Origin of the sequence: Bacteroides sp. AM37-9, from assembly GCF_003603455.1 — a bacterium.
GTDB classification, from domain to species: domain Bacteria; phylum Bacteroidota; class Bacteroidia; order Bacteroidales; family Bacteroidaceae; genus Bacteroides; species Bacteroides xylanisolvens.
Genome location: NZ_QTNF01000015.1, coordinates 1 through 21248, shown reverse-complemented (window position 1 = coordinate 21248; position 21248 = coordinate 1). Strand labels below are relative to the sequence as shown.

Genomic DNA, 21248 nt, shown 5'->3' with positions numbered 1-21248 from the left:
TACTACTTAACTACTGTATAAATGGAAACAAGTGAAATACTAAAAAAAGTTCGCCAAATTGAAATAAAGACACGAGGATTGTCTAACAATATCTTTGCAGGCCAATATCATTCGGCTTTCAAGGGTAGGGGTATGTCATTTTCGGAAGTCCGTGAGTATCAGTTCGGCGATGATATACGTGACATAGACTGGAATGTGACTGCGCGCTTCAATAAACCTTATGTGAAAGTGTTTGAAGAAGAACGTGAACTGACAGTTATGTTAATGGTCGATGTTTCCGGAAGTTTGGAATTTGGTACGATCAAGCAGTTGAAGAAAGATATGGTGACGGAAATCGCTGCCACGCTTGCTTTCTCTGCTATTCAGAACAATGATAAAATTGGTGTGATTTTCTTTTCAGACCGGATAGAAAAGTTTATTCCTCCCAAGAAAGGACGTAAACATATCTTATATATTATCCGCGAATTGATTGATTTTCAGCCGGAAAGCCGTCGTACAAATATTCGTCTTGCCTTAGAATATTTGACAAACGTGATGAAAAGACGTTGCACCGCATTTATCTTATCAGACTTTATTGATCAGGACAGCTTTAAGAATGCACTGACCATTGCTAACAGAAAACATGATGTAGTAGCATTACAAGTGTACGACAGGAGGGTTAGTGATCTTCCCCCAGTAGGACTGATGCGAATCAAAGATGCGGAAACTGGACATGAACAATGGATCGACACCTCTTCCAAAGCTGTACGCCGGGCACATCGTGACTGGTGGATACAAAAGCAGACTGAACTTAACGATACTTTCACTAAAAGTAACGTGGATGCTGTATCTGTCAGAACCGACCAGGATTACGTAAAGGCATTGTTGAATTTATTTGCCAAACGAAATTAATGGAATCAAAGATGAATAGAAATATTATTCTGATAGCATTATTAGCTCTATTGTCTGTAGGCAAAGCAGCAGCACAGTCTGTCACGGTAGAAGCAAAAATTGATTCATTGCAGATACTGATTGGCGAACAGGCGAAAGTGCAATTGCAAGTAGCCATGGATGCTAAACAGCGTGCTATTTTTCCTGCTTACACCGATACATTGGTAAGAGGTGTGGAAATTATAGAAACTGTCAAACCGGATACTCAATTCCTGAATGATCGCCAACGAATGTTGATTACTCAAGAATACATTATCACTTCTTTTGACTCTGCTCTATATTATCTACCACCAATGCCGGTTACCGTAGATGATAAAGTATATAAATCCAAAGCTCTGGCATTGAAAGTATATTCGATGCCGGTTGATACATTACATCCGGACCAGTTCTTTGGACAGAAACCTGTGATGAAAGCTCCTTTTGCGTGGGAAGACTGGTATGGATTAATTGCTTGTTCATTCCTAGCTTTACCTTTGCTTGGTTTACTGATCTATCTCATTATTCGTATACGTGATAATAAACCTATTATCCGTAAAATAAAAGTTGAACCTAAATTGCCGCCACATCAGGCTGCAATGAAAGAGATAGAACGTATCAAAACAGAGAAGATATGGCAAAAAGGACAATCGAAGGAGTATTATACCGAACTAACGGATGCACTTCGCACCTATATTAAGGACCGTTTCGGATTTAACGCATTAGAAATGACTTCTTCTGAAATAATTGACCAGCTATTGGAGTTGAATGATAAAGAGGCTATATCAGACTTGAAGCTTTTGTTCCAGACCGCTGATTTAGTTAAGTTTGCCAAACATGATCCTCAGATGAATGAAAACGATGCTAATTTAATTAATGCCATCGATTTTATCAATGAGACAAAACAACCGGAAGAGGAAAACCAGAAACCGCAACCAACGGAAATCACTATCATTGAGAAACGTTCTTTACGTGTTAAAGCTATGCTGATTTGCGGAATTGCACTGTTATCAGCAGCACTGATTGGTACCTTTATATATATAGGTCTGCAGTTATACAATCTTTTTGTATAAAGAGTGTATAACTTAATACTAAATAGTAAACTGTTAAATCATAAATAAAATGGTTTTTGCCAATATTGAATATCTGTTTTTGCTATTATTGCTTATACCATATATTGTATGGTATATCCTGAAACAAAAGAAAAGTGAAGCAACCCTTCAAATTTCAGATGCTCGGGTATATGCACATACACCTAAAAGTTATAAGAACTATTTGTTGCATGTTCCATTTCTACTGCGCTGCATTGCTTTGGTGTTAGTTATCTTGGTTCTTGCACGCCCGCAAACTACTAACAAGTGGCAGAACAGTGAAATAGAAGGAATTGATATTATGCTGGCTATTGACGTTTCTACCAGTATGCTGGCTGAAGACTTAAAGCCAAACAGACTTGAAGCTGCCAAAGATGTAGCTGCTGAATTTATCAACGGACGCCCCAATGATAATATCGGTATTACATTATTTGCAGGAGAAACTTTCACTCAATGTCCGTTGACTGTAGACCATGCCGTATTGTTGGATATGATACATAATATTAAATGCGGCCTTATCACTGACGGTACTGCGGTTGGTATGGGTATTGCTAATGCTGTGACTCGCTTAAAAGATAGCAAAGCGAAATCTAAAGTTATTATCTTATTGACGGATGGTACTAATAATAAGGGAGATATTTCTCCAATGACAGCGGCAGAAATAGCTAAAAGTTTTGGTATTCGTGTATATACTATCGGGGTAGGTACTAATGGAATGGCTCCTTATCCTTATCCGGTGGGGAATACTGTACAATATGTAAGTATGCCGGTGGAAATTGATGAAAAGACATTGACAGAGATTGCCGGAACAACGGATGGTAACTATTTCCGGGCTACGAGCAACTCGAAACTAAAAGAAGTATATGAAGAAATTGATAAACTGGAAAAGACGAAACTGAACGTAAAAGAGTACAGTAAACGAGACGAAGAGTATCACTGGTTTGCCCTAGCTGCTTTCCTCTGTGTTTTGTTGGAAGTACTATTACGCAATTCGGTACTCAAAAAAATTCCATAAGAATGTTTGTCAATCGTTATTTGTCAATCATAAAATAGTAAGAAGATGTTTCGATTTGGAGAACCTACATATTTATACTTATTGCTGCTATTACCTTTTTTAGCAGCTTTCTACTTGTATTCCAACTACAAGAGAAGAAAGAATATCCGACGCTTCGGGGACCCGACTTTATTGGCTCAATTAATGCCTGATGTATCCAAATATCGTCCGGATGTAAAATTCTGGATTATTTTTGTTGCTATTGGCTTGTTCTCCATATTATTAGCACGCCCCCAATTCGGTTCTAAGCTGGAAACGGTTAAGCGTAAAGGAGTAGAGGTAATTATAGCTTTGGATATTTCAAACTCTATGTTAGCTCAAGATGTACAGCCTAGCCGTCTGGAAAAAGCAAAAAGACTAATTTCCAGATTAGTGGATGAACTTGACAATGACAAGGTAGGTATGATTGTATTTGCAGGTGACGCTTTTACTCAGCTACCAATAACAAGTGACTATATTTCCGCTAAGATGTTTTTAGAGTCCATCAATCCTTCGTTGATTTCTAAACAGGGTACAGCTATCGGGGAAGCAATCAATTTAGCAGCTCGTAGTTTCACTCCACAAGAAGGGGTAGGACGTGCTATTATTGTTATTACTGATGGTGAAAATCATGAGGGTGGTGCAGTGGAAGCCGCCAAAGCCGCTGCAGAAAAAGGTATTCAAGTAAGTGTGTTGGGAGTAGGTATGCCTGATGGTGCCCCCATTCCGGTAGAAGGTACGAATGATTATCGTCGCGACCGGGAAGGTAATGTGATTGTTACCCGTTTGAATGAAGCTATGTGCCAGGAAATTGCTAAGGAAGGAAAAGGTATATATGTACGAGTAGACAACTCTAATTCAGCCCAAAGAGCTATTAATCAAGAAGTGAACAAAATGGCGAAGTCTGATGTAGAGTCGAAAGTATATACAGAGTTTAACGAACAATTCCAAGCTATTGCATGGGTTATTCTACTATTGTTATTGGCAGAAATCTTAATTTTGGACCGCAAGAATCCTTTATTTAAGAACATTCACCTGTTTTCTAATAAGAAATAGTTATACGTATGTTAAAAAGTAAATATATTCTATTCGCTGTATTTCTGCTAGCGACAGCCGGTGTCTCGGCTCAGAAAGCAGAACGCGACTATATCCGTAAGGGAAACCGCCTGTTTAATGATAGTGTATTTGTTGACGCAGAGGTAAACTACCGGAAAGCTCTGGAAGCAAATCCCAAGTCTACAGTATCTATGTACAATTTGGGAAATACTCTTTCGCAACAGCAAAAGTTTCAGGATGCCATGGAACAATATGTATCGGCCAGCAAAATTGAAAAGGATAAAATGAAGCTCGCCCATATCTACCACAATATGGGAGTACTTTTCCAAGCTGGTAAAGATTATGCAAAGGCTGTGGACGCCTATAAAATGTCACTGCGTAATAATCCTGCCGATCATGAAACCCGGTACAATTTGGCTCTTGCACAGAAAATGTTGAAAGATCAACAAAATCAGCAGAATCAAGACCAAAATCAGGATCAGAATAAAGATCAACAAAAGCAAGATCAAAAACAAGATCAGAATAAAGACAAGCAGAAAGATCAGAAACAAGATGAAAAGAAAGATCAGCAGCAACCACCGAAGTCAGAAAAAAAACAAGATAACCAGATGTCAAAGGAGAATGCTGAACAATTGCTGAATTCTGTAATGCAAGATGAAAAAGATGTGCAAGACAAAGTGAAAAAGCAACAAAAAGTTATGCAAGGTGGTCGCTTAGAAAAAGATTGGTAATATAAAGTTGATGATATAAATTTCATAAGCAATGAAAAAACTGATTATTATATTGATGGCATTGATAGCATATAGCACTCAGATGCTTGCTGATAAAGTGTCTTTTACTGCTTCTGCTCCTGACGCAGTGGTAGTAGGCGACCAGTTCAGGCTGTCGTATATTGTTACTACACAAAAAGTGAAAGATTTCCGGGCACCATCGATCAAAGGTTTTGATGTGTTGATGGGACCAAGCCGTTCACAACAAAGTAATACTCAAATAGTAAATGGTAATGTTACGTCTACTAGTAGTATTACATTCACATATATATTAATGGCAAATAATGCCGGAGAATACACAATACCCGGTGCCTCAATTGTTGCTGATGGCGATCAAATGGTATCAAATTCAGTAAGGATTAAAGTATTGCCACAAGATCAAGGTAGTAGCAATAGTAGCAGTAGCTCTTCTACACATTCCTCATCTGGTACAGGGGTCTCTAACCAAGACTTGTTTATTACAGCAAGTGCCAGTAAAACGAATGTGTACGAACAGGAAGCATTTGTCCTGACCTATAAAATATACACCAGAGAATCCAATTTACAACTGAATAATGCAAAGTTACCCGACTTTAAAGGCTTCCATTCTCAAGAAATCGAAATGACTACAAATGCGAGATGGACTCCGGAACATTATCAGGGACGTAATTACTATACGACAGTTTATCGTCAGTTCGTTCTCTTCCCGCAACAATCAGGAAAACTATATATTGATCCTGCTCAATTCCAGATGACAGTCGGTAAGCCTGTACAATCTGATGATCCTTTTGATGCTTTCTTCAATGGAGGAAGTAATGTCATTGAAATAAAAAAATCAATTTCCACCCCTAAGATAGCAATAAATGTAAATCCGCTTCCTGCAGGTAAACCGGCAGATTTCTCCGGTGGAGTGGGAGAGTTCAATATTTCTTCATCTATCAACAACAAGGAACTGAAAACCAATGATGCTATTACTATTAAATTAGTAATATCCGGTACAGGTAACCTGAAGTTAATTTCTAATCCAGAAATTAAATTCCCAGATGATTTTGAAGTATACGATCCCAAAGTAGACAATCAAGTCAGATTAACCCGGGAAGGACTTACAGGTAATAAGGTTATCGAATATTTAGCAATTCCGAGACATGCTGGAACATATAAGATTCCAGGAGTATCTTTCAGTTATTTTGATATTCGCTCCAAATCTTATAAAACGCTGAAAACAGAAGAATATGTAATAAACGTAGAGAAAGGTGCGGGTAATGCAGATCAAGTAATTGCTAACTTCACTAATAAAGAGGATTTGAAAGTATTAGGTGAGGACATCCGTTACATCAAACAAAACGAAGTTACTCTCCAACCTAAAGGAAGTTTCTTCTATGGTTCAATGACATATTGGCTATTCTATATCATTCCCGCTCTTGCCTTTATTATTTTCTTTATTATTTATCGTAAGCAAGCTGCTGAAAATGCGAACGTAGCTAAAATGCGTACGAAGAAAGCCAATAAAGTAGCAACAAAACGTATGAAGTTAGCTGGAAAATTACTCTCCGAAAATAAGAAAGATGCTTTCTATGATGAAGTTTTAAAGGCACTGTGGGGATATATAAGTGACAAACTGAATATTCCGGTATCTCGTTTATCTAAAGATAATATTGAAGAGAAGCTAAGAAATCATGGAGTAAATGAGGAACTAATCAAAGAATTCCTGAATGCATTGAATGACTGTGAATTTGCCCGGTTTGCTCCAGGTGATGAAAATCAAGCCATGGATAAAGTTTATTCTTCTTCAATAGAAGTAATAAGCAAAATGGAGAATTCGATAAAACATTAACCCAGAAGAGATTGTGTCATGAAAAAGATATTATTTTTTATATTATTATCAATGTCACTTACTTGTTTTGCACAAGATTCGTTAAACATTGATTCTAAACAAACCAATGGAGTTGATTCTATCCACGCTTCACATACCACATTTTCCAGTAACACACTGGAAGATGCCACAAAAGCTGAAGGCGATTCCGCATATATAAAAGAAGATTATGCAGCAGCTATTCAAATATATGAAGCATTATTAAAAAATGGAGAAGCTGCTGACGTTTATTACAATCTGGGAAATAGTTATTATAAAATAGGAGAGATAGCGAAAGCTGTTTTAAATTATGAGCGTGCCTTGTTATTGCAACCAGGAAATGGCGATATACGTGCTAATCTTGAAGTGGCACGCGCAAAGACAATAGACAAAGTTGAGCCTGTTCCTGAAGTGTTCTTTGTTTCATGGATCAAATCTCTGACAAATAGCATGAGTGTAGATGCATGGGCCACATGGGGTATTGTATCCTTTATTCTATTGATTATAGCTCTTTACTTTTTTATATTCTCTAAACAGATTGTGTTAAAGAAAGTAGGCTTCATATTAGGAATCGTTTTTCTGATTGTCACCATTTGCTCTAATCTTTTTGCTTCACAACAAAAAGAACATTTAGTCAATCGAAATGAAGCTATAGTAATGAACCCAAGTGTAACAGTTCGAAGTACTCCAAGCGAGAGTGGTACCAGTTTGTTTATTCTGCATGAAGGGAGAAAAGTAAACGTCAAGGACAACTCTATGAAAGAATGGAAAGAAATTCGGTTGGAAGATGGAAAAGTAGGATGGGTACCAGCTTCCGCTATTGAAGTAATATAAAGGTCATTAATAGATTTTATAAATTCAAGAAAAAAAGATAAGCAAATAATTTGTTTTATCTTTTTTTTTGCTTAAGTTTATAGCGTGATAAAAAAATCACATAGTATTAACCATTAAATTTATGAGACATGAGAACAATAACGTTTAATGAACTTCGTAAAATTAAAGATTCATTGCCTAGCGGTAGCATGCATAGAATAGCAGACGAACTTGGTTTGCACGTAGATACAGTGCGAAACTTCTTCGGAGGACACAATTTCAAGGAGGGAAAAAGTGTCGGAATACATCTTGAGCCCGGTCCGGATGGTGGGCTTGTAATGTTGGATGATACGACCGTTCTTGATCGGGCTTTAAAAATCCTAGATGAATTGAATATGAGTATGCAAAAAGAACAGGCTACCGAATCTGTGCAAGTTTAAAATATAACAAACTGAATCCCAATTGAATCAAACAATTGGGATTTCTTATTTGTTTTCACCTTATAAAATATACATTTATGGAAGACAAATTAGTAACCCTAGCCATTCTGACATACACCAAAGCGCAGATCTTAAAGAATGTCTTGGAAAATGAAGGTATAGAAACATACATTCACAACGTAAATCAAATACAACCGGTTGTTTCTTCGGGGGTGCGTTTACGCATAAAGGAAAGCGATCTGCCACGTGCTTTGAAAATAACAGAAAGTTCTACATGGCTGTCTGAAAGTATAGTGGGAGAGAAGGAGCCCAAAACAGAAAATAAGTCAAATAAGATTTTAATTCCCGTCGACTTCTCTAATTATTCGATGAAAGCGTGTGAATTTGCATTTAACCTAGCAAAAACAGAAAATGCTGAAGTCATTTTGTTGCACGTCTATTTTACGCCTATATATGCTTCATCATTACCATATGGAGATATTTTCAATTACCAGATTGGAGATGAAGAATCCGTAAAAACGATTATTCAGAAAGTTCATTCTGACCTCAATGCCTTATCAGAAAAGATAAAAGAAAAAGTCACATCGGGTGATTTTCCCAATATTAAATATAGCTGTATCTTACGTGAAGGTATTCCAGAAGAAGAAATCTTAAGATATGCTAAGGAACAGCGTCCTATGGTTATTATCATGGGGACTCGGGGAAAGAATCAGAAAGATATCGATTTGATTGGCAGTGTAACTGCTGAAGTTATTGATAGAAGCCGCACAGCTGTATTGGCCATTCCCGAAAACACACCATTTAAACAGTTTAGTGAAGTAAAACGGATCGCCTTTATTACCAATTTTGATCAAAGAGATTTAATTGCTTTCGAAGCATTCTTTAATACTTGGAAATCATTCCATTTTTCTGTATCTTTAATACATCTTACTGATTCCAAAGATACCTGGAATGAAATAAAACTAGCAGGCATAAAAGAATATTTTCACAAGCAATATCCAGGGCTTGAAATTCATTATGATGTAGTAATGAACGATAATTTGTTAAAAGGGCTTGATCAGTATATCAAAGTTAATCAAATAGATATAATCACTTTGACTTCTTACAAAAGGAATATATTTGCTCGATTATTTAATCCAAGTATTGCTAGAAAAATGATTTTTCATTCTGATACACCATTACTTGTTATTAATAGCTGATCAGATCAAGCAAAAAACGGGCATTTACGATTAGGGAATAATCAATATTATGTTTAATATAAAAAGGAGCAATGTTATTATATTACTCCTTTTTAATTTTTATCAATTGAAGAAAGTTACTATTTGCAGGAGAAAAAAATGCATATTCCCTCAAATGTATATTTTGATTATCTCTCCCCAATAGAATTATACGAAAAAAAAGAAGGTTACTATTTCTAGCAACCTTCCCATATTTTTCAGACTTATAATTTTCCTGAAAACGATATTACTTCATCAGTTTATCGATTTCTTCAAATTCAGGTCCCATGTTCAAGTTATAGTAAACTCTATAAAGACCTTGTAACCATAAATCTTGTTGATCAGGTTTCAAAGCTCTAGCTTTTTCATAGAATGGTTTAGCTTCTTCGTAGAATTTCTTAACTACAGCCTGTGCTTCAGCATATTTAGGATCATTGATATCTGTTGTTGCTTTATCAGCATAATCCTGTGCTTTCATCAAATATACCAAGCCTACATTAGAGTATGCTTCTGCATATTCCGGATCAGCAGCAATAGCTTTCTTGTAGTATTCGATTGCATTATCATACTCTTTCATATTATGATAAAGATATGCTTTTACATACAAATACAACTTATTGTTCGGATCATTAGATAACATTCTGTCAGCAAACTCCATAGCTTTTGAAGCTTGATTAGAGCTATTATAATAATCAACCAAGTTAGCGAAGAAATAATCATTTCCTGGGAACTTAAGGATACCCTCTTCCAAAGCCTTAATCCATGCAGCAGTATCACCTTTAGCCTTATATGCATCAGCCATCAACTGCATTGCAAATTTACCACCATCTTTATCAGACAAAGCAGCAGGAGCATACTTAATAATTGCATCTTTATCACCTACTCTATCAGCAGCTAATGTTGCGTAATAGGCAATTTGCGGGAGAAGAGTATCGTTTTTAGCCAATTCTTTATCAGCTAACATTGGGTAAGAAGCTGATTCAACATATGTTGCAAAGAATTTCAAGGCTTCTTTATTCTTATCCAAGTTAAAATACTGAATACCACCATTAATCAAATTAGGACGTTCAGCCAACATACTTGAAGCGTTTGCTTTCCGGTATTTGTTTTTAACTTTCCCCTTTTCATTAGGTATTTCTGCTAATTCATCACACTTAGTATAGTACTCATACATTTTCAGAATGCTATTATACACTTTCAATGTATCATACGGCTTTTTCAAAAAAGCATTTTTCATTTGCTCTTCGTTGATACGTCTCTGAATAAATCCAGCAACGTCCCATGTGTCAGCAAGATCCTTCGTTTCAGGATTCTTCATAGCTTCCCCAATAAGCTGTTCAGCCTGCTTAAAATTAGGTTTTACATCATTAGCAATACTCTTTGCTTCTTTTACATTCTTCGTTTGTGCGAATGAGAAGCTAACAGCCATCAATAAAACCATCGAAAATAATACTCTTTTCATGATTGTTGTTTGATTAATTATTAATATTATGTCTATTCCTCGATTTCGTTGTTGCTTTCGTTTTCATTTACGTCTGCTGCATCATCAATATCAGGAGCATCAGCATTCGGATCACTCACAATTGTTCCTTCTGCTTCTTCTGCCGGAATTTCATCTTCAAGACTTTCTGTCATAACCTTACATACCGAACCAATCTGGTCGTTACGTTTTTCTAGATTTATCAGACGGACACCTTGAGTAGCACGGCCCATAATACGAACATCAGCCACTTTCAAACGAATAGTGATACCAGACTTATTGATAATCATCAAGTCATTTTCATCAGTTACTGACTTGATTGTTACCAACTTACCTGTTTTTTCGGTAATATTCATGGTCTTCACACCCTTACCGCCACGGTTCGTCTTACGATAGTCTTCTATTTCAGAACGTTTGCCATATCCTTGTTCGGAAACTACCATCACAGATTCTGTCTTCAAATCTTTGATACAAATCATTCCTACTACTTCATCCTGACCATCATTATCCAATGTAATACCGCGTACACCTGTTGCTGTACGTCCCATTACACGAACTGCTGCTTCATGGAAACGAATTGCACGTCCATTACGATTGGCAATGATGATTTCATTGTTTCCATTCGTCATACGAACTTCAATAACACTGTCATCTTCACGGATAGTTATGGCATTTACACCATTCTGACGAGGACGAGAATACTGTTCTAGTAATGTCTTCTTTATTACCCCTTTCTTAGTACAGAACAATACATAATGGCTATTAATAAACTCAGAATCCTCCAAACTCTTCACACGCAAGTATGCAGTTACATTATCGTCCGAGTCAATATTCAACAAATTCTGAATAGCACGTCCCTTAGAATTCTTCGTTCCCTCAGGTATTTCATATACTTTCAGCCAATAGCACTTACCTTTTTGTGTAAAGAACATCATCGTATTGTGCATGGTAGCAGGATAAATATGTTCTACAAAGTCTTCATCACGGGTCTCCGTACCTTTCGAACCTACACCACCACGATTTTGTGCACGGAATTCAGTCAACGGAGTACGTTTGATATAACCCATATGAGAAATTGTAATAATCATCTGATCATCTGCATAGAAGTCTTCCGGATTGAACTCTTCTGAAGAATAAACGATTTCAGAACGACGTTCATCTCCATATTTCGTTTTAACTTCCAACAATTCATCTTTCATTACCTGACGGCATACTTCATCATCAGCCAAAATACTTTCCAAATAAGCTATCTGCTTCATTATTTCTTCGTATTCCGCATGAAGCTGATCCTGCATCAGACCTGTCAATTGACGCAAACGCATTTCTACAATTGCGCGAGACTGAATTTCTGTCAGGTTGAATCGCTCAATCAAGCCTGCTATAGCGTCATTAGGAGTTTTTGCTGCACGAATGATACGAATTACTTCATCAATATTATCCGAAGCGATAATCAAACCTTCAAGAATGTGCGCGCGTTCTTTCGCTTTACGAAGATCGAACTGAGTACGACGAATAACAACTTCGTGTCTATGTTCGATGAAATATTTAATTAAATCTCTCAGATTCAACGTCTTTGGACGTCCATGAACCAAAGCAACATTATTTACGCCAAAAGATGTCTGCAAAGCTGTCATTTTATAGAGTTTGTTCAACACTACACTTGCATTTGCATCACGTTTGATGTCAATAACAATGCGCATACCGTCACGGTCAGACTCATCGTTGGCATTTGAGATACCTTCTATTTTCTTATCATTTACAAGATCAGCTATATACTTAATCAACTCGGCCTTATTTACATTATAAGGGATCTCGGTTATTACGATCTTATCATGTGTCTGTCCGCTTTCGATTTCGGCTTTCGCACGCATAATTACACGTCCTCGTCCAGTCAAATATGCCTCGCGTACACCACTCACACCATATATAAACCCGCCAGTAGGGAAATCTGGTGCTTTGACAAATTCCATCAGTTCCTCTACTGTAATTTCCGGATTATCAATATATGCTTCACATGCTTCAATTACTTCCGAAAGATTATGAGGAGGCATATTTGTAGCCATACCTACAGCGATACCGGATGCTCCGTTCACCAGAAGATTCGGGATACGTGTCGGCATAACTTTAGGTTCTACCAGCGTATTATCAAAGTTAGGCTCAAAATCGACGGTTTCCTTATACAGGTCATCCATCATTGCTTCACCCAACTTATTAAGACGAGCTTCTGTATAACGCATAGCAGCAGGGCTATCACCGTCTACAGAACCAAAGTTCCCCTGTCCATCTACCAAAGGATAACGCATTGCCCATTCCTGAGCCATACGCACCATTGCAAAATAAACAGAAGAATCTCCATGAGGATGGTACTTACCGAGTACCTCACCCACGATTCTGGCTGATTTCTTATAAGGTTTGTCTGAAGTATTGCCCAATTCCATCATTCCGTATAAAATTCTACGGTGAACAGGCTTAAATCCATCTCTAACATCCGGAAGGGCACGTGAAACGATGACCGACATGGAGTAGTCAATGTACGATGACTTCATTTCCTCCTCGATGTTAATCTTTATAATTCTGTCTTGTTCAAGCATTTAAAATGATTATTAATTATACATTCTACGGTTTGTGAAAAACCACGCTAAAGTACTACTTTTCCCCGATATACGAAAGTTTTTAGAAAGAAAGTTTTAGCATGACCGGGACGACAATTCATTAAACTTTAAAATTCGAAAATAAAAAGATAAAAACGATAAATATAATATGGAAAGATAGATAACATTGGTAAAAAAGAGCTGGATATTTGTTATACCTTATATATATAATGCAAATACACCGTTTTTATGGCACGCCATTTGTAGATATAAGAAATAAAGCAAATATTGCAATACAAACTTGATTAATGCGTATATTTGCCAGTGAATAACCCTTAGAAGAAAAGGAAAAGTATGAATAATCAATTCTCACAAAGAGTTTCCGACATTATCGTCTATAGTAAGGAAGAAGCGAATCGGTTGAGAAGTAGGTATATAGGCCCTGAGCACCTGCTTCTGGGAATCCTTCGTGACGGTGAAGGAAAAGCTATCGAGATATTGTCTAAACTCAACACCAATCTAGCTGCAATAAAGCAACAGATTGAAGCTCAACTGAAGGCAGAAGCTGATGATATGTTATTGCCTGATGCAGAGGTACCGTTATCTAATGATGCGGCAAAGATATTAAAAATGTGTATTTTAGAAGCTCGTGGAATGAAAAGTAACATCGCTGATACAGAACATGTATTATTGGCTATTTTAAGAGAAAAAAACAATATGGCAGCTTCCGTACTTGAAGCAAACGATATAAATTATGTGAAAGTACTGGAGCAAGCTACATTGCAACCAGATATAAACTCTGGCATGGGCTTTACGGAAGACGATGATGATGACGAAGAAATGTCCTCTCCCCGTTCCGGCAGAGGTGGTTCGGACGAACGCCAACAAGCACAAACCGCTTCTAAGAAGCCGTCTAATGACACACCGGTACTTGACAATTTCGGTACTGACATGACAAAAGCGGCAGAAGAAGGACGCCTGGATCCCGTTGTCGGCAGAGAGAGAGAAATCGAACGTTTAGCGCAGATCTTAAGCCGCCGCAAAAAGAATAATCCGATTTTGATTGGTGAGCCTGGTGTAGGAAAGTCAGCGATTGTTGAAGGTCTTGCATTAAGAATCATTCAGAAAAAGGTTTCGCGGATTCTGTTTGATAAACGAGTGGTTGCTCTTGATATGACTGCTGTTGTAGCAGGAACCAAATATCGTGGACAATTCGAAGAACGTATTCGTTCCATTCTCAATGAATTACAGAAAAATCCGAATGTAATATTATTCATTGATGAAATCCACACGATTGTAGGCGCAGGTTCTGCGGCAGGTTCTATGGATGCTGCCAATATGCTAAAACCGGCATTGGCAAGAGGAGAAATACAATGTATCGGTGCTACCACTCTTGATGAATATCGTAAGAACATTGAAAAAGATGGTGCTTTGGAACGCCGTTTCCAAAAAGTAATAGTAGAACCGACTACCGCTGCCGAAACTTTGCAGATTTTGCGTAATATCAAGGATAAATATGAAGACCACCACAATGTGTATTATACGGATGAAGCATTAGAAGCATGTGTCAAGCTGACAGACCGCTATATCACAGATCGTAATTTCCCTGATAAAGCTATTGACGCTTTAGACGAAGCCGGTTCACGTGTACATCTTACCAATGTCAATGTGCCCAAAGAGATAGAAGAACAAGAAAAACTGATCGAAGAAGCCAAAAGCAAGAAAAACGAAGCTGTGAAATCGCAGAATTTCGAACTTGCAGCCAGCTTCCGTGATAAAGAAAAAGAGCTTTCTGTCCAATTAGATGAAATGAAAAAAGAATGGGAAGCCAATCTGAAGGAAAACAGGCAAACTGTTGATGCAGAAGAAATTGCCAATGTCATCTCAATGATGTCAGGCATTCCGGTACAACGGATGGCACAGGCTGAAGGTATCAAGCTCGCAGGTATGAAAGAAGATTTGCAGGCTAAAGTCATCGCACAAGATACAGCAATAGAAAAACTGGTTAAAGCTATTTTGCGAAGCCGTGTAGGGCTAAAAGATCCTAATAAGCCAATTGGCACATTTATGTTCTTAGGCCCGACAGGAGTTGGTAAAACTCACTTAGCAAAAGAGTTAGCCAAATATATGTTTGGTTCTGCTGATGCACTGATTCGTATAGATATGAGTGAATATATGGAGAAGTTCACTGTTTCACGCTTGGTTGGAGCACCTCCGGGATACGTAGGATATGAAGAAGGTGGTCAGCTGACAGAAAAAGTGCGCCGTAAACCATACTCGATTGTATTGCTTGATGAGATAGAAAAAGCACATCCGGATGTGTTCAACATCTTGCTTCAGGTTATGGATGAGGGGCGTCTGACTGACAGTTATGGCAGAATGGTAGATTTTAAAAATACTGTTATTATCATGACTTCCAATATAGGAACCCGTCAGCTGAAAGAATTTGGACGTGGCGTTGGTTTTGCGACACAAAGCCGCCTGGATGATAAGGAATTCTCGCGAAGCGTAATACAAAAAGCTCTAAACAAATCATTCGCGCCCGAATTCATCAATCGTGTAGATGAGATAATCACGTTTGACCAGCTTTCTCTGGAAGCAATAACAAAGATTATAGACATAGAGCTGAAAGGATTGTATGATAGAATAGAATCTATTGGTTACAAGCTTGTTATTGAAGATAAGGCGAAAGAATTTATCGCCGGCAAAGGATATGACGTACAATATGGCGCCCGTCCTTTGAAGCGAGCAATTCAAACTTATCTGGAGGATGGCTTATCCGAGCTCATCATTTCCTCCTCTTTGAAGGAGGGAGATACTATTCAGGTATCTCTCAATGAAGAAAAAGGTGAATTGGAGATGAAAGTTGTCACTCCGGAATAATATTATTTCCTGAATAAGAAAATAAAATAATATGCCATAATGTCAGACCTTCGGGTCTGGCATTTTTTTTGTCTCTATCTGAACAAACATCAATTAAAATTAATCAATAGATAAACTAAAAAATATACGTATTATGCAAAAAGGTAATATTGGGGTTACAACAGAGAACATTTTCCCTATCATTAAAAAGTTTTTGTACAGTGACCATGAGATTTTTCTGCGCGAGTTAGTATCTAATGCGGTAGACGCCACTCAAAAGCTGAATACGCTTGCTTCTATTGGCGAATTTAAGGGTGAACTGGGTGATTTAACCGTTCACGTTGAATTAGGCAAAGATACCATTACTATTTCCGACCGTGGTATCGGTTTGACTGCAGAAGAAATTGAAAAGTACATCAATCAAATAGCTTTTTCAGGAGCTAACGACTTCCTGGAGAAATATAAGAATGACGCAAATGCCATTATCGGACATTTCGGACTTGGCTTCTACTCTGCTTTTATGGTTGCAAAGAAAGTGGAAATTATCACTAAATCATACAGAGACGGTGCACAAGCCGTAAAATGGACTTGTGATGGCAGCCCTGAATTCACTATTGAAGAAATTGAAAAAGCTGATCGTGGATCAGACATCATCTTATACATTGATGATGACTGCAAAGAATTCCTCGAAGAAGCACGTATTTCCGAGCTTCTGAAGAAATATTGCAGCTTCCTTCCTGTTCCCATTGCATTTGGGAAAAAGAAAGAATGGAAAGACGGCAAACAAGTAGAAACAGCCGAAGATAATATAATCAATGATACCACTCCTTTGTGGACACGTAAACCTAGCGAACTTTCGGATGAAGATTACAAATCATTCTATAGTAAGCTATATCCAATGTCTGATGAACCACTATTCTGGATTCACCTGAATGTTGATTATCCATTCCATCTGACCGGTATCCTCTATTTCCCGAAGGTAAAGAGCAATATTGAATTAAATAAGAATAAGATTCAGTTATATTGCAATCAGGTATATGTTACAGACTCGGTTGAAGGTATTGTGCCGGACTTCCTGACTTTGTTACATGGCGTAATCGATTCTCCGGATATTCCGTTGAACGTTTCCCGTTCGTATTTGCAAAGCGACTCGAACGTGAAGAAGATTTCAACTTATATCACAAAGAAGGTTTCCGACCGTTTACAGTCTATATTCAAGAATGACCGTAAGCAGTTTGAGGAGAAGTGGAATGATTTAAAAATATTTATCAATTACGGAATGCTCACACAAGAGGATTTCTATGATAAAGCGCAAAAATTTGCCCTTTTCACCGATACAAATGACAAGCATTATACATTTGAAGAGTACCAGACCCTTATTAAAGATAATCAGACAGATAAAGATGGAAACCTAATTTATCTGTATGCAAATAACAAGGATGAGCAATACAGTTATATTGAAGCTGCCACCAACAAAGGATACAATGTTTTGCTCATGGATGGCCAGTTGGATGTAGCTATGGTAAGCATGCTGGAACAAAAACTTGAAAAATCCCGTTTCACTCGTGTAGACAGTGATGTTGTTGACAATCTTATTGTAAAAGAAGATAAGAAAGGTGAAACGTTGGAAGCCAATAAACAGGATGCAATCACAACAGCCTTCAAGAGTCAATTGCCTAAAATGGATAAAGTTGAATTCAATGTCATGACACAGGCATTAGGAGAAAATTCAGCTCCAGTCATGATTACTCAAAGCGAATATATGCGTCGTATGAAAGAAATGGCGAATATTCAGGCCGGAATGAGTTTCTATGGTGAAATGCCTGATATGTTTAATCTAATTCTGAATTCAGACCATAAGTTGATAAAACAGGTATTGAATGAAGAAGAAAGTGCTTGTCAGGCAGAAGTAGCTCCGATACTTTCTGAAATGGACAATGTCAACAAACAACGCAATGAGTTGAAAGACAAGCAAAAGGATAAGAAAGAAGAAGAAATCCCCACATCAGAAAAAGATGAACTAAACAATCTGGATAAGAAGTGGGATGATCTGAAAAACAAGAAAGAAGCTATCTTTATCGGCTATGCAAGCAATAATAAAGTTATCCGCCAGCTGATCGATTTGGCCTTATTGCAAAACAATATGCTAAGAGGTGAAGCTTTGAATAACTTCGTAAAACGTAGCATAGAATTGATTTAATATTGCCCTTTTAAACATTACACATACTTCAAGAAAGAGCATTCAACGTTAAATACACGTTGTAATGCTCTTTTTCAATTTAAAACGATCGGTAAAATATCGATTAATTGAAAAGTATTGTATATATTTGAACACTTAATAGACAAAAAATTCAATTGTTTGATTTGGGTTATGAGAAAGATTTTTTTAGTGTTAATTACTTTATGGCTGATTATTCCGGCTATCCATGCCCAAAAAGTAGGACTTGTATTAAGCGGTGGTGGCGCCAAAGGGATGACACACATCGGTATCATTCGCGCTTTGGAAGAAAACAACATTCCTATTGATTACATTGCAGGCACTTCTATGGGAGCCATTATCGGTTCTTTATACGCCATGGGATACTCTCCTGACGACATGGTAAAACTTCTCAAGTCGGAAGACTTTAAACGATGGTATTCCGGAGAAGTGGAAGAGAAATATGTATATCACTTCAAAAAGAATCTTCCCACTCCCGAATTCTTCAATATTCGTTTTTCATTCAAAGACTCACTGAAAAGTTTGAAACCTCAATTCCTGCCTACTAGTGTTGTCAATCCGATTCAAATGAATCTCGTTTTTGTAGACCTATATGCACGTGCCACAGCTGCTTGTAAGGGAGATTTTGATAAACTTTTTGTTCCTTTCCGTTGCATTGCGTCCGATGTATACAACAAGAAACAATTAGTCATGAAGGAAGGAGATTTAGGAGATGCCGTCAGAGCTTCCATGAGTTTCCCGTTCATGTTTAAGCCTATTGAAATAGACAATGTATTAGCCTATGACGGAGGTATTTATAATAACTTCCCTACAGATGTCATGAGAGATGATTTTCATCCGGATGTCATCATAGGGAGCGTCGTGTCCACCAATCCCACTAAACCCAAAGAAAATGACCTCATGAGTCAAATTGAAAATATGGTGATGCAGAAAACCGACTATTCCATTCCGGACTCCATGGGGATTTTAATGACGTTCAAATATGACAATGTCAATCTAATGGATTTTCAACGCATTGACGAATTACACGATATAGGATATAATCGAACCATCAGCATGATGGATTCAATCAAAAGTCGTATCCATCGGCGTGTAAATCTGGACAATATACGTTTAAGAAGAATGGTATACCGGAGTAATTTTCCGGAGCTACGCTTTAAAAATATCATCATCGACGGAGCTAATCCACAACAACAAGTATATATTAAAAGAGAATTTCATAAATCAGACAACAAAGAATTCACTTATGAGGATTTAAAACAAGGTTATTTCCGATTGTTATCTGATAAAATGATTTCCGAAATTATACCACATGCAATTTATAATCCGGAAGACGATACCTACGATCTACATTTAAAGGTGAAATTAGAAAATAATTTTGCTGTGCGGTTGGGAGGAAATATATCCACTTCCAACTCCAATCAGATCTATCTGGGGCTTAGCTATCAGGATTTAAACTACTATGCCAAAGAGTTTATCCTTGACGGGCAACTCGGAAAAGTATATAATAACGTGCAGTTTATGGCAAAAATTGACTTCGCCACTGCCATTCCTACCTCATACCGCCTTATAGGCTCAATCAGTACTTTCGACTATTTCAAGAAAGACAAACTTTTCTCGCGAAATAACAAACCCGCCTTTAATCAGAAAGACGAACGTTTCTTAAAATTGCAGGTCGGATTACCTTTCCTTTCGAGCAAGCGAGCAGAGTTTGGGGTCGGAATTGCGAAAATAGAAGATAAATATTTTCAGAAAAGCGTCATTGACTTTGGAAATGACAAATTTGACAAAAGTCGCTATGATTTATTCGGTGGATCAATCAGCTTTAATGGAAGCACCCTAAATTCTAAACAATACCCTACACGTGGATACAGAGAAGCTCTTGTTGCCCAGATCTTCGTTGGAAAAGAGCGATTCTACCCAGGCGAAGGAAGTACCACCAACAACAATAATAAAGACCATCACTCATGGTTACAATTATCATACATGAAAGAGAAATATCATAATATGAGTGAACATTGGGTTTTAGGGTGGTATTTGAAGGCATTATATGCCTCTAAAAACTTTTCCGAGAACTATACGGCCACAATGATGCAGGCTGGAGAGTTTTCGCCCACGCTACACAGTAAATTGACCTACAACGAAGCCTTTCGTGCCAATCAATTTGTGGGAGCCGGTATTCGGCCTATTTACCGTTTAAACCAAATGTTCCATCTTCGGGGAGAATTTTATGGCTTTATGCCCATTTATCCAATCGAAAAAAACTCGTTGAATAAAGCATATTATGGAAAAGCTTTCTCCAAGTTTGAATATTTAGGAGAAATTTCTGTTGTATGTCAATTACCTTTTGGAGACATCTCTGCATATGTAAATCATTATAGCTCACCGAAAAGGGAGTGGAATGTCGGACTAAGTATAGGTTGGCAACTATTCAATTATCGGTTCATAGAATAATTTTCTACAAAAAAAGTCGTTGAAAAGCTTGCTAGTTCGGGAAAAGTCCGTATCTTTGCACCCGTTAAAACAAAAGAATGGTCGCGTAGCTCAACTGAATAGAGTAGCTGACTACGGATCAGCCGGTTACAGGTTTGAATCCTGTCGCGATCACTTTTTTTGAATTAACAAAATGGCCGCGTAGCTCAACTGAATAGAGTAGCTGACTACGGATCAGCCGGTTACAGGTTTGAATCCTGTCGCGGTCACTGAAAACTTACAAATTATAGGGTCGCGTAGCTCAACTGAATAGAGTAGCTGACTACGGATCAGCCGGTTACAGGTTTGAATCCTGTCGCGATCACTTAATCCTCTGCATTTTATGTAGAGGATTTTATTTTTTCCCCCATTTCATCGAAGAAATCGGGGCTCAGTCTGGCTCAGTCTGAAAACTGGCTCAGTCTGAAAACTTGGGGGATTGCGTTAAAATTCTTATTTTTGCATCAT

General features: G+C 37.6%; 14 protein-coding genes and 3 tRNA genes. 15 read left to right on the top strand and 2 right to left on the bottom strand.

What is annotated here, in order from left to right; translation table 11 throughout:
• Positions 1-21 precede the first annotated feature (21 nt).
• The 9 genes from DW862_RS12100 (at position 22) to DW862_RS12060 (ending at position 9139) form a co-directional block, all read left to right on the top strand.
• Complete coding sequence (locus tag DW862_RS12100; RefSeq protein ID WP_004314365.1) at positions 22-891, top strand: DUF58 domain-containing protein; 870 nt, start codon at positions 22-24, stop codon at positions 889-891.
• 11 nt (positions 892-902) lie between these two features.
• Entirely contained in the window at positions 903-1979 is a 1077-nt protein-coding gene (locus DW862_RS12095) for a hypothetical protein (RefSeq protein WP_055235110.1), read from the top strand.
• Positions 1980-2028: 49 nt separating this feature from the next.
• Positions 2029-3012, top strand: a complete 984-nt coding sequence (locus DW862_RS12090; protein ID WP_004314367.1) for a VWA domain-containing protein — start codon at positions 2029-2031, stop codon at positions 3010-3012.
• A 45-nt stretch (positions 3013-3057) separates the two neighbouring features.
• Positions 3058-4086 (top strand): VWA domain-containing protein, encoded by a 1029-nt coding sequence (locus tag DW862_RS12085; protein ID WP_055234969.1) that lies wholly within the window; start codon positions 3058-3060, stop codon positions 4084-4086.
• 8 nt (positions 4087-4094) lie between these two features.
• Positions 4095-4817, top strand: coding sequence for a tetratricopeptide repeat protein (locus tag DW862_RS12080; protein WP_015531111.1), 723 nt, complete (start codon positions 4095-4097; stop codon positions 4815-4817).
• Between the two features lie 31 nt (positions 4818-4848).
• Positions 4849-6669, top strand: a complete 1821-nt coding sequence (locus DW862_RS12075) for a BatD family protein (protein WP_120068404.1) — start codon at positions 4849-4851, stop codon at positions 6667-6669.
• Positions 6670-6687: 18 nt separating this feature from the next.
• On the top strand, positions 6688-7521 hold the full coding sequence (locus DW862_RS12070) for a tetratricopeptide repeat protein (protein WP_120068399.1): 834 nt from the start codon (positions 6688-6690) through the stop codon (positions 7519-7521).
• A 128-nt stretch (positions 7522-7649) separates the two neighbouring features.
• Entirely contained in the window at positions 7650-7940 is a 291-nt protein-coding gene (locus tag DW862_RS12065; protein WP_004295969.1) for a hypothetical protein, read from the top strand.
• Positions 7941-8017: 77 nt separating this feature from the next.
• A complete protein-coding gene (locus DW862_RS12060; protein WP_120068395.1) occupies positions 8018-9139 on the top strand; it encodes a universal stress protein in 1122 nt (373 codons plus the stop codon).
• 265 nt (positions 9140-9404) lie between these two features.
• Here DW862_RS12060 and DW862_RS12055 read toward each other — a convergent pair whose 3' ends face one another.
• Positions 9405-10619, bottom strand: a complete 1215-nt coding sequence (locus DW862_RS12055) for a lipopolysaccharide assembly protein LapB (RefSeq protein ID WP_049702828.1) — start codon at positions 10617-10619, stop codon at positions 9405-9407.
• A 32-nt stretch (positions 10620-10651) separates the two neighbouring features.
• On the bottom strand, positions 10652-13228 hold the full coding sequence (gene gyrA, locus DW862_RS12050; RefSeq protein ID WP_049702827.1) for a DNA gyrase subunit A: 2577 nt from the start codon (positions 13226-13228) through the stop codon (positions 10652-10654).
• A gap of 354 nt (positions 13229-13582) precedes the next feature.
• On the opposite strand from gyrA, the gene DW862_RS12045 reads away from it, so the two are divergent.
• The 6 genes from DW862_RS12045 to DW862_RS12020 all read left to right on the top strand — a co-directional run bounded on the left by DW862_RS12045 (position 13583) and on the right by DW862_RS12020 (position 21105).
• Positions 13583-16111, top strand: coding sequence for an ATP-dependent Clp protease ATP-binding subunit (locus tag DW862_RS12045; RefSeq protein WP_004314507.1), 2529 nt, complete (start codon positions 13583-13585; stop codon positions 16109-16111).
• 133 nt (positions 16112-16244) lie between these two features.
• Positions 16245-18290: a molecular chaperone HtpG gene (gene htpG / locus DW862_RS12040; RefSeq protein ID WP_120068391.1), complete on the top strand. Its 2046-nt coding sequence runs from the start codon at positions 16245-16247 to the stop codon at positions 18288-18290.
• Between the two features lie 171 nt (positions 18291-18461).
• A complete protein-coding gene (locus tag DW862_RS12035) occupies positions 18462-20762 on the top strand; it encodes a patatin-like phospholipase family protein (protein ID WP_165861912.1) in 2301 nt (766 codons plus the stop codon).
• A gap of 79 nt (positions 20763-20841) precedes the next feature.
• Positions 20842-20915: transfer RNA gene (locus DW862_RS12030), tRNA-Arg, on the top strand.
• A 21-nt stretch (positions 20916-20936) separates the two neighbouring features.
• Positions 20937-21010: transfer RNA gene (locus DW862_RS12025), tRNA-Arg, on the top strand.
• A gap of 21 nt (positions 21011-21031) precedes the next feature.
• Positions 21032-21105 (top strand) — tRNA-Arg (locus DW862_RS12020).
• Positions 21106-21248 lie beyond the last annotated feature (143 nt).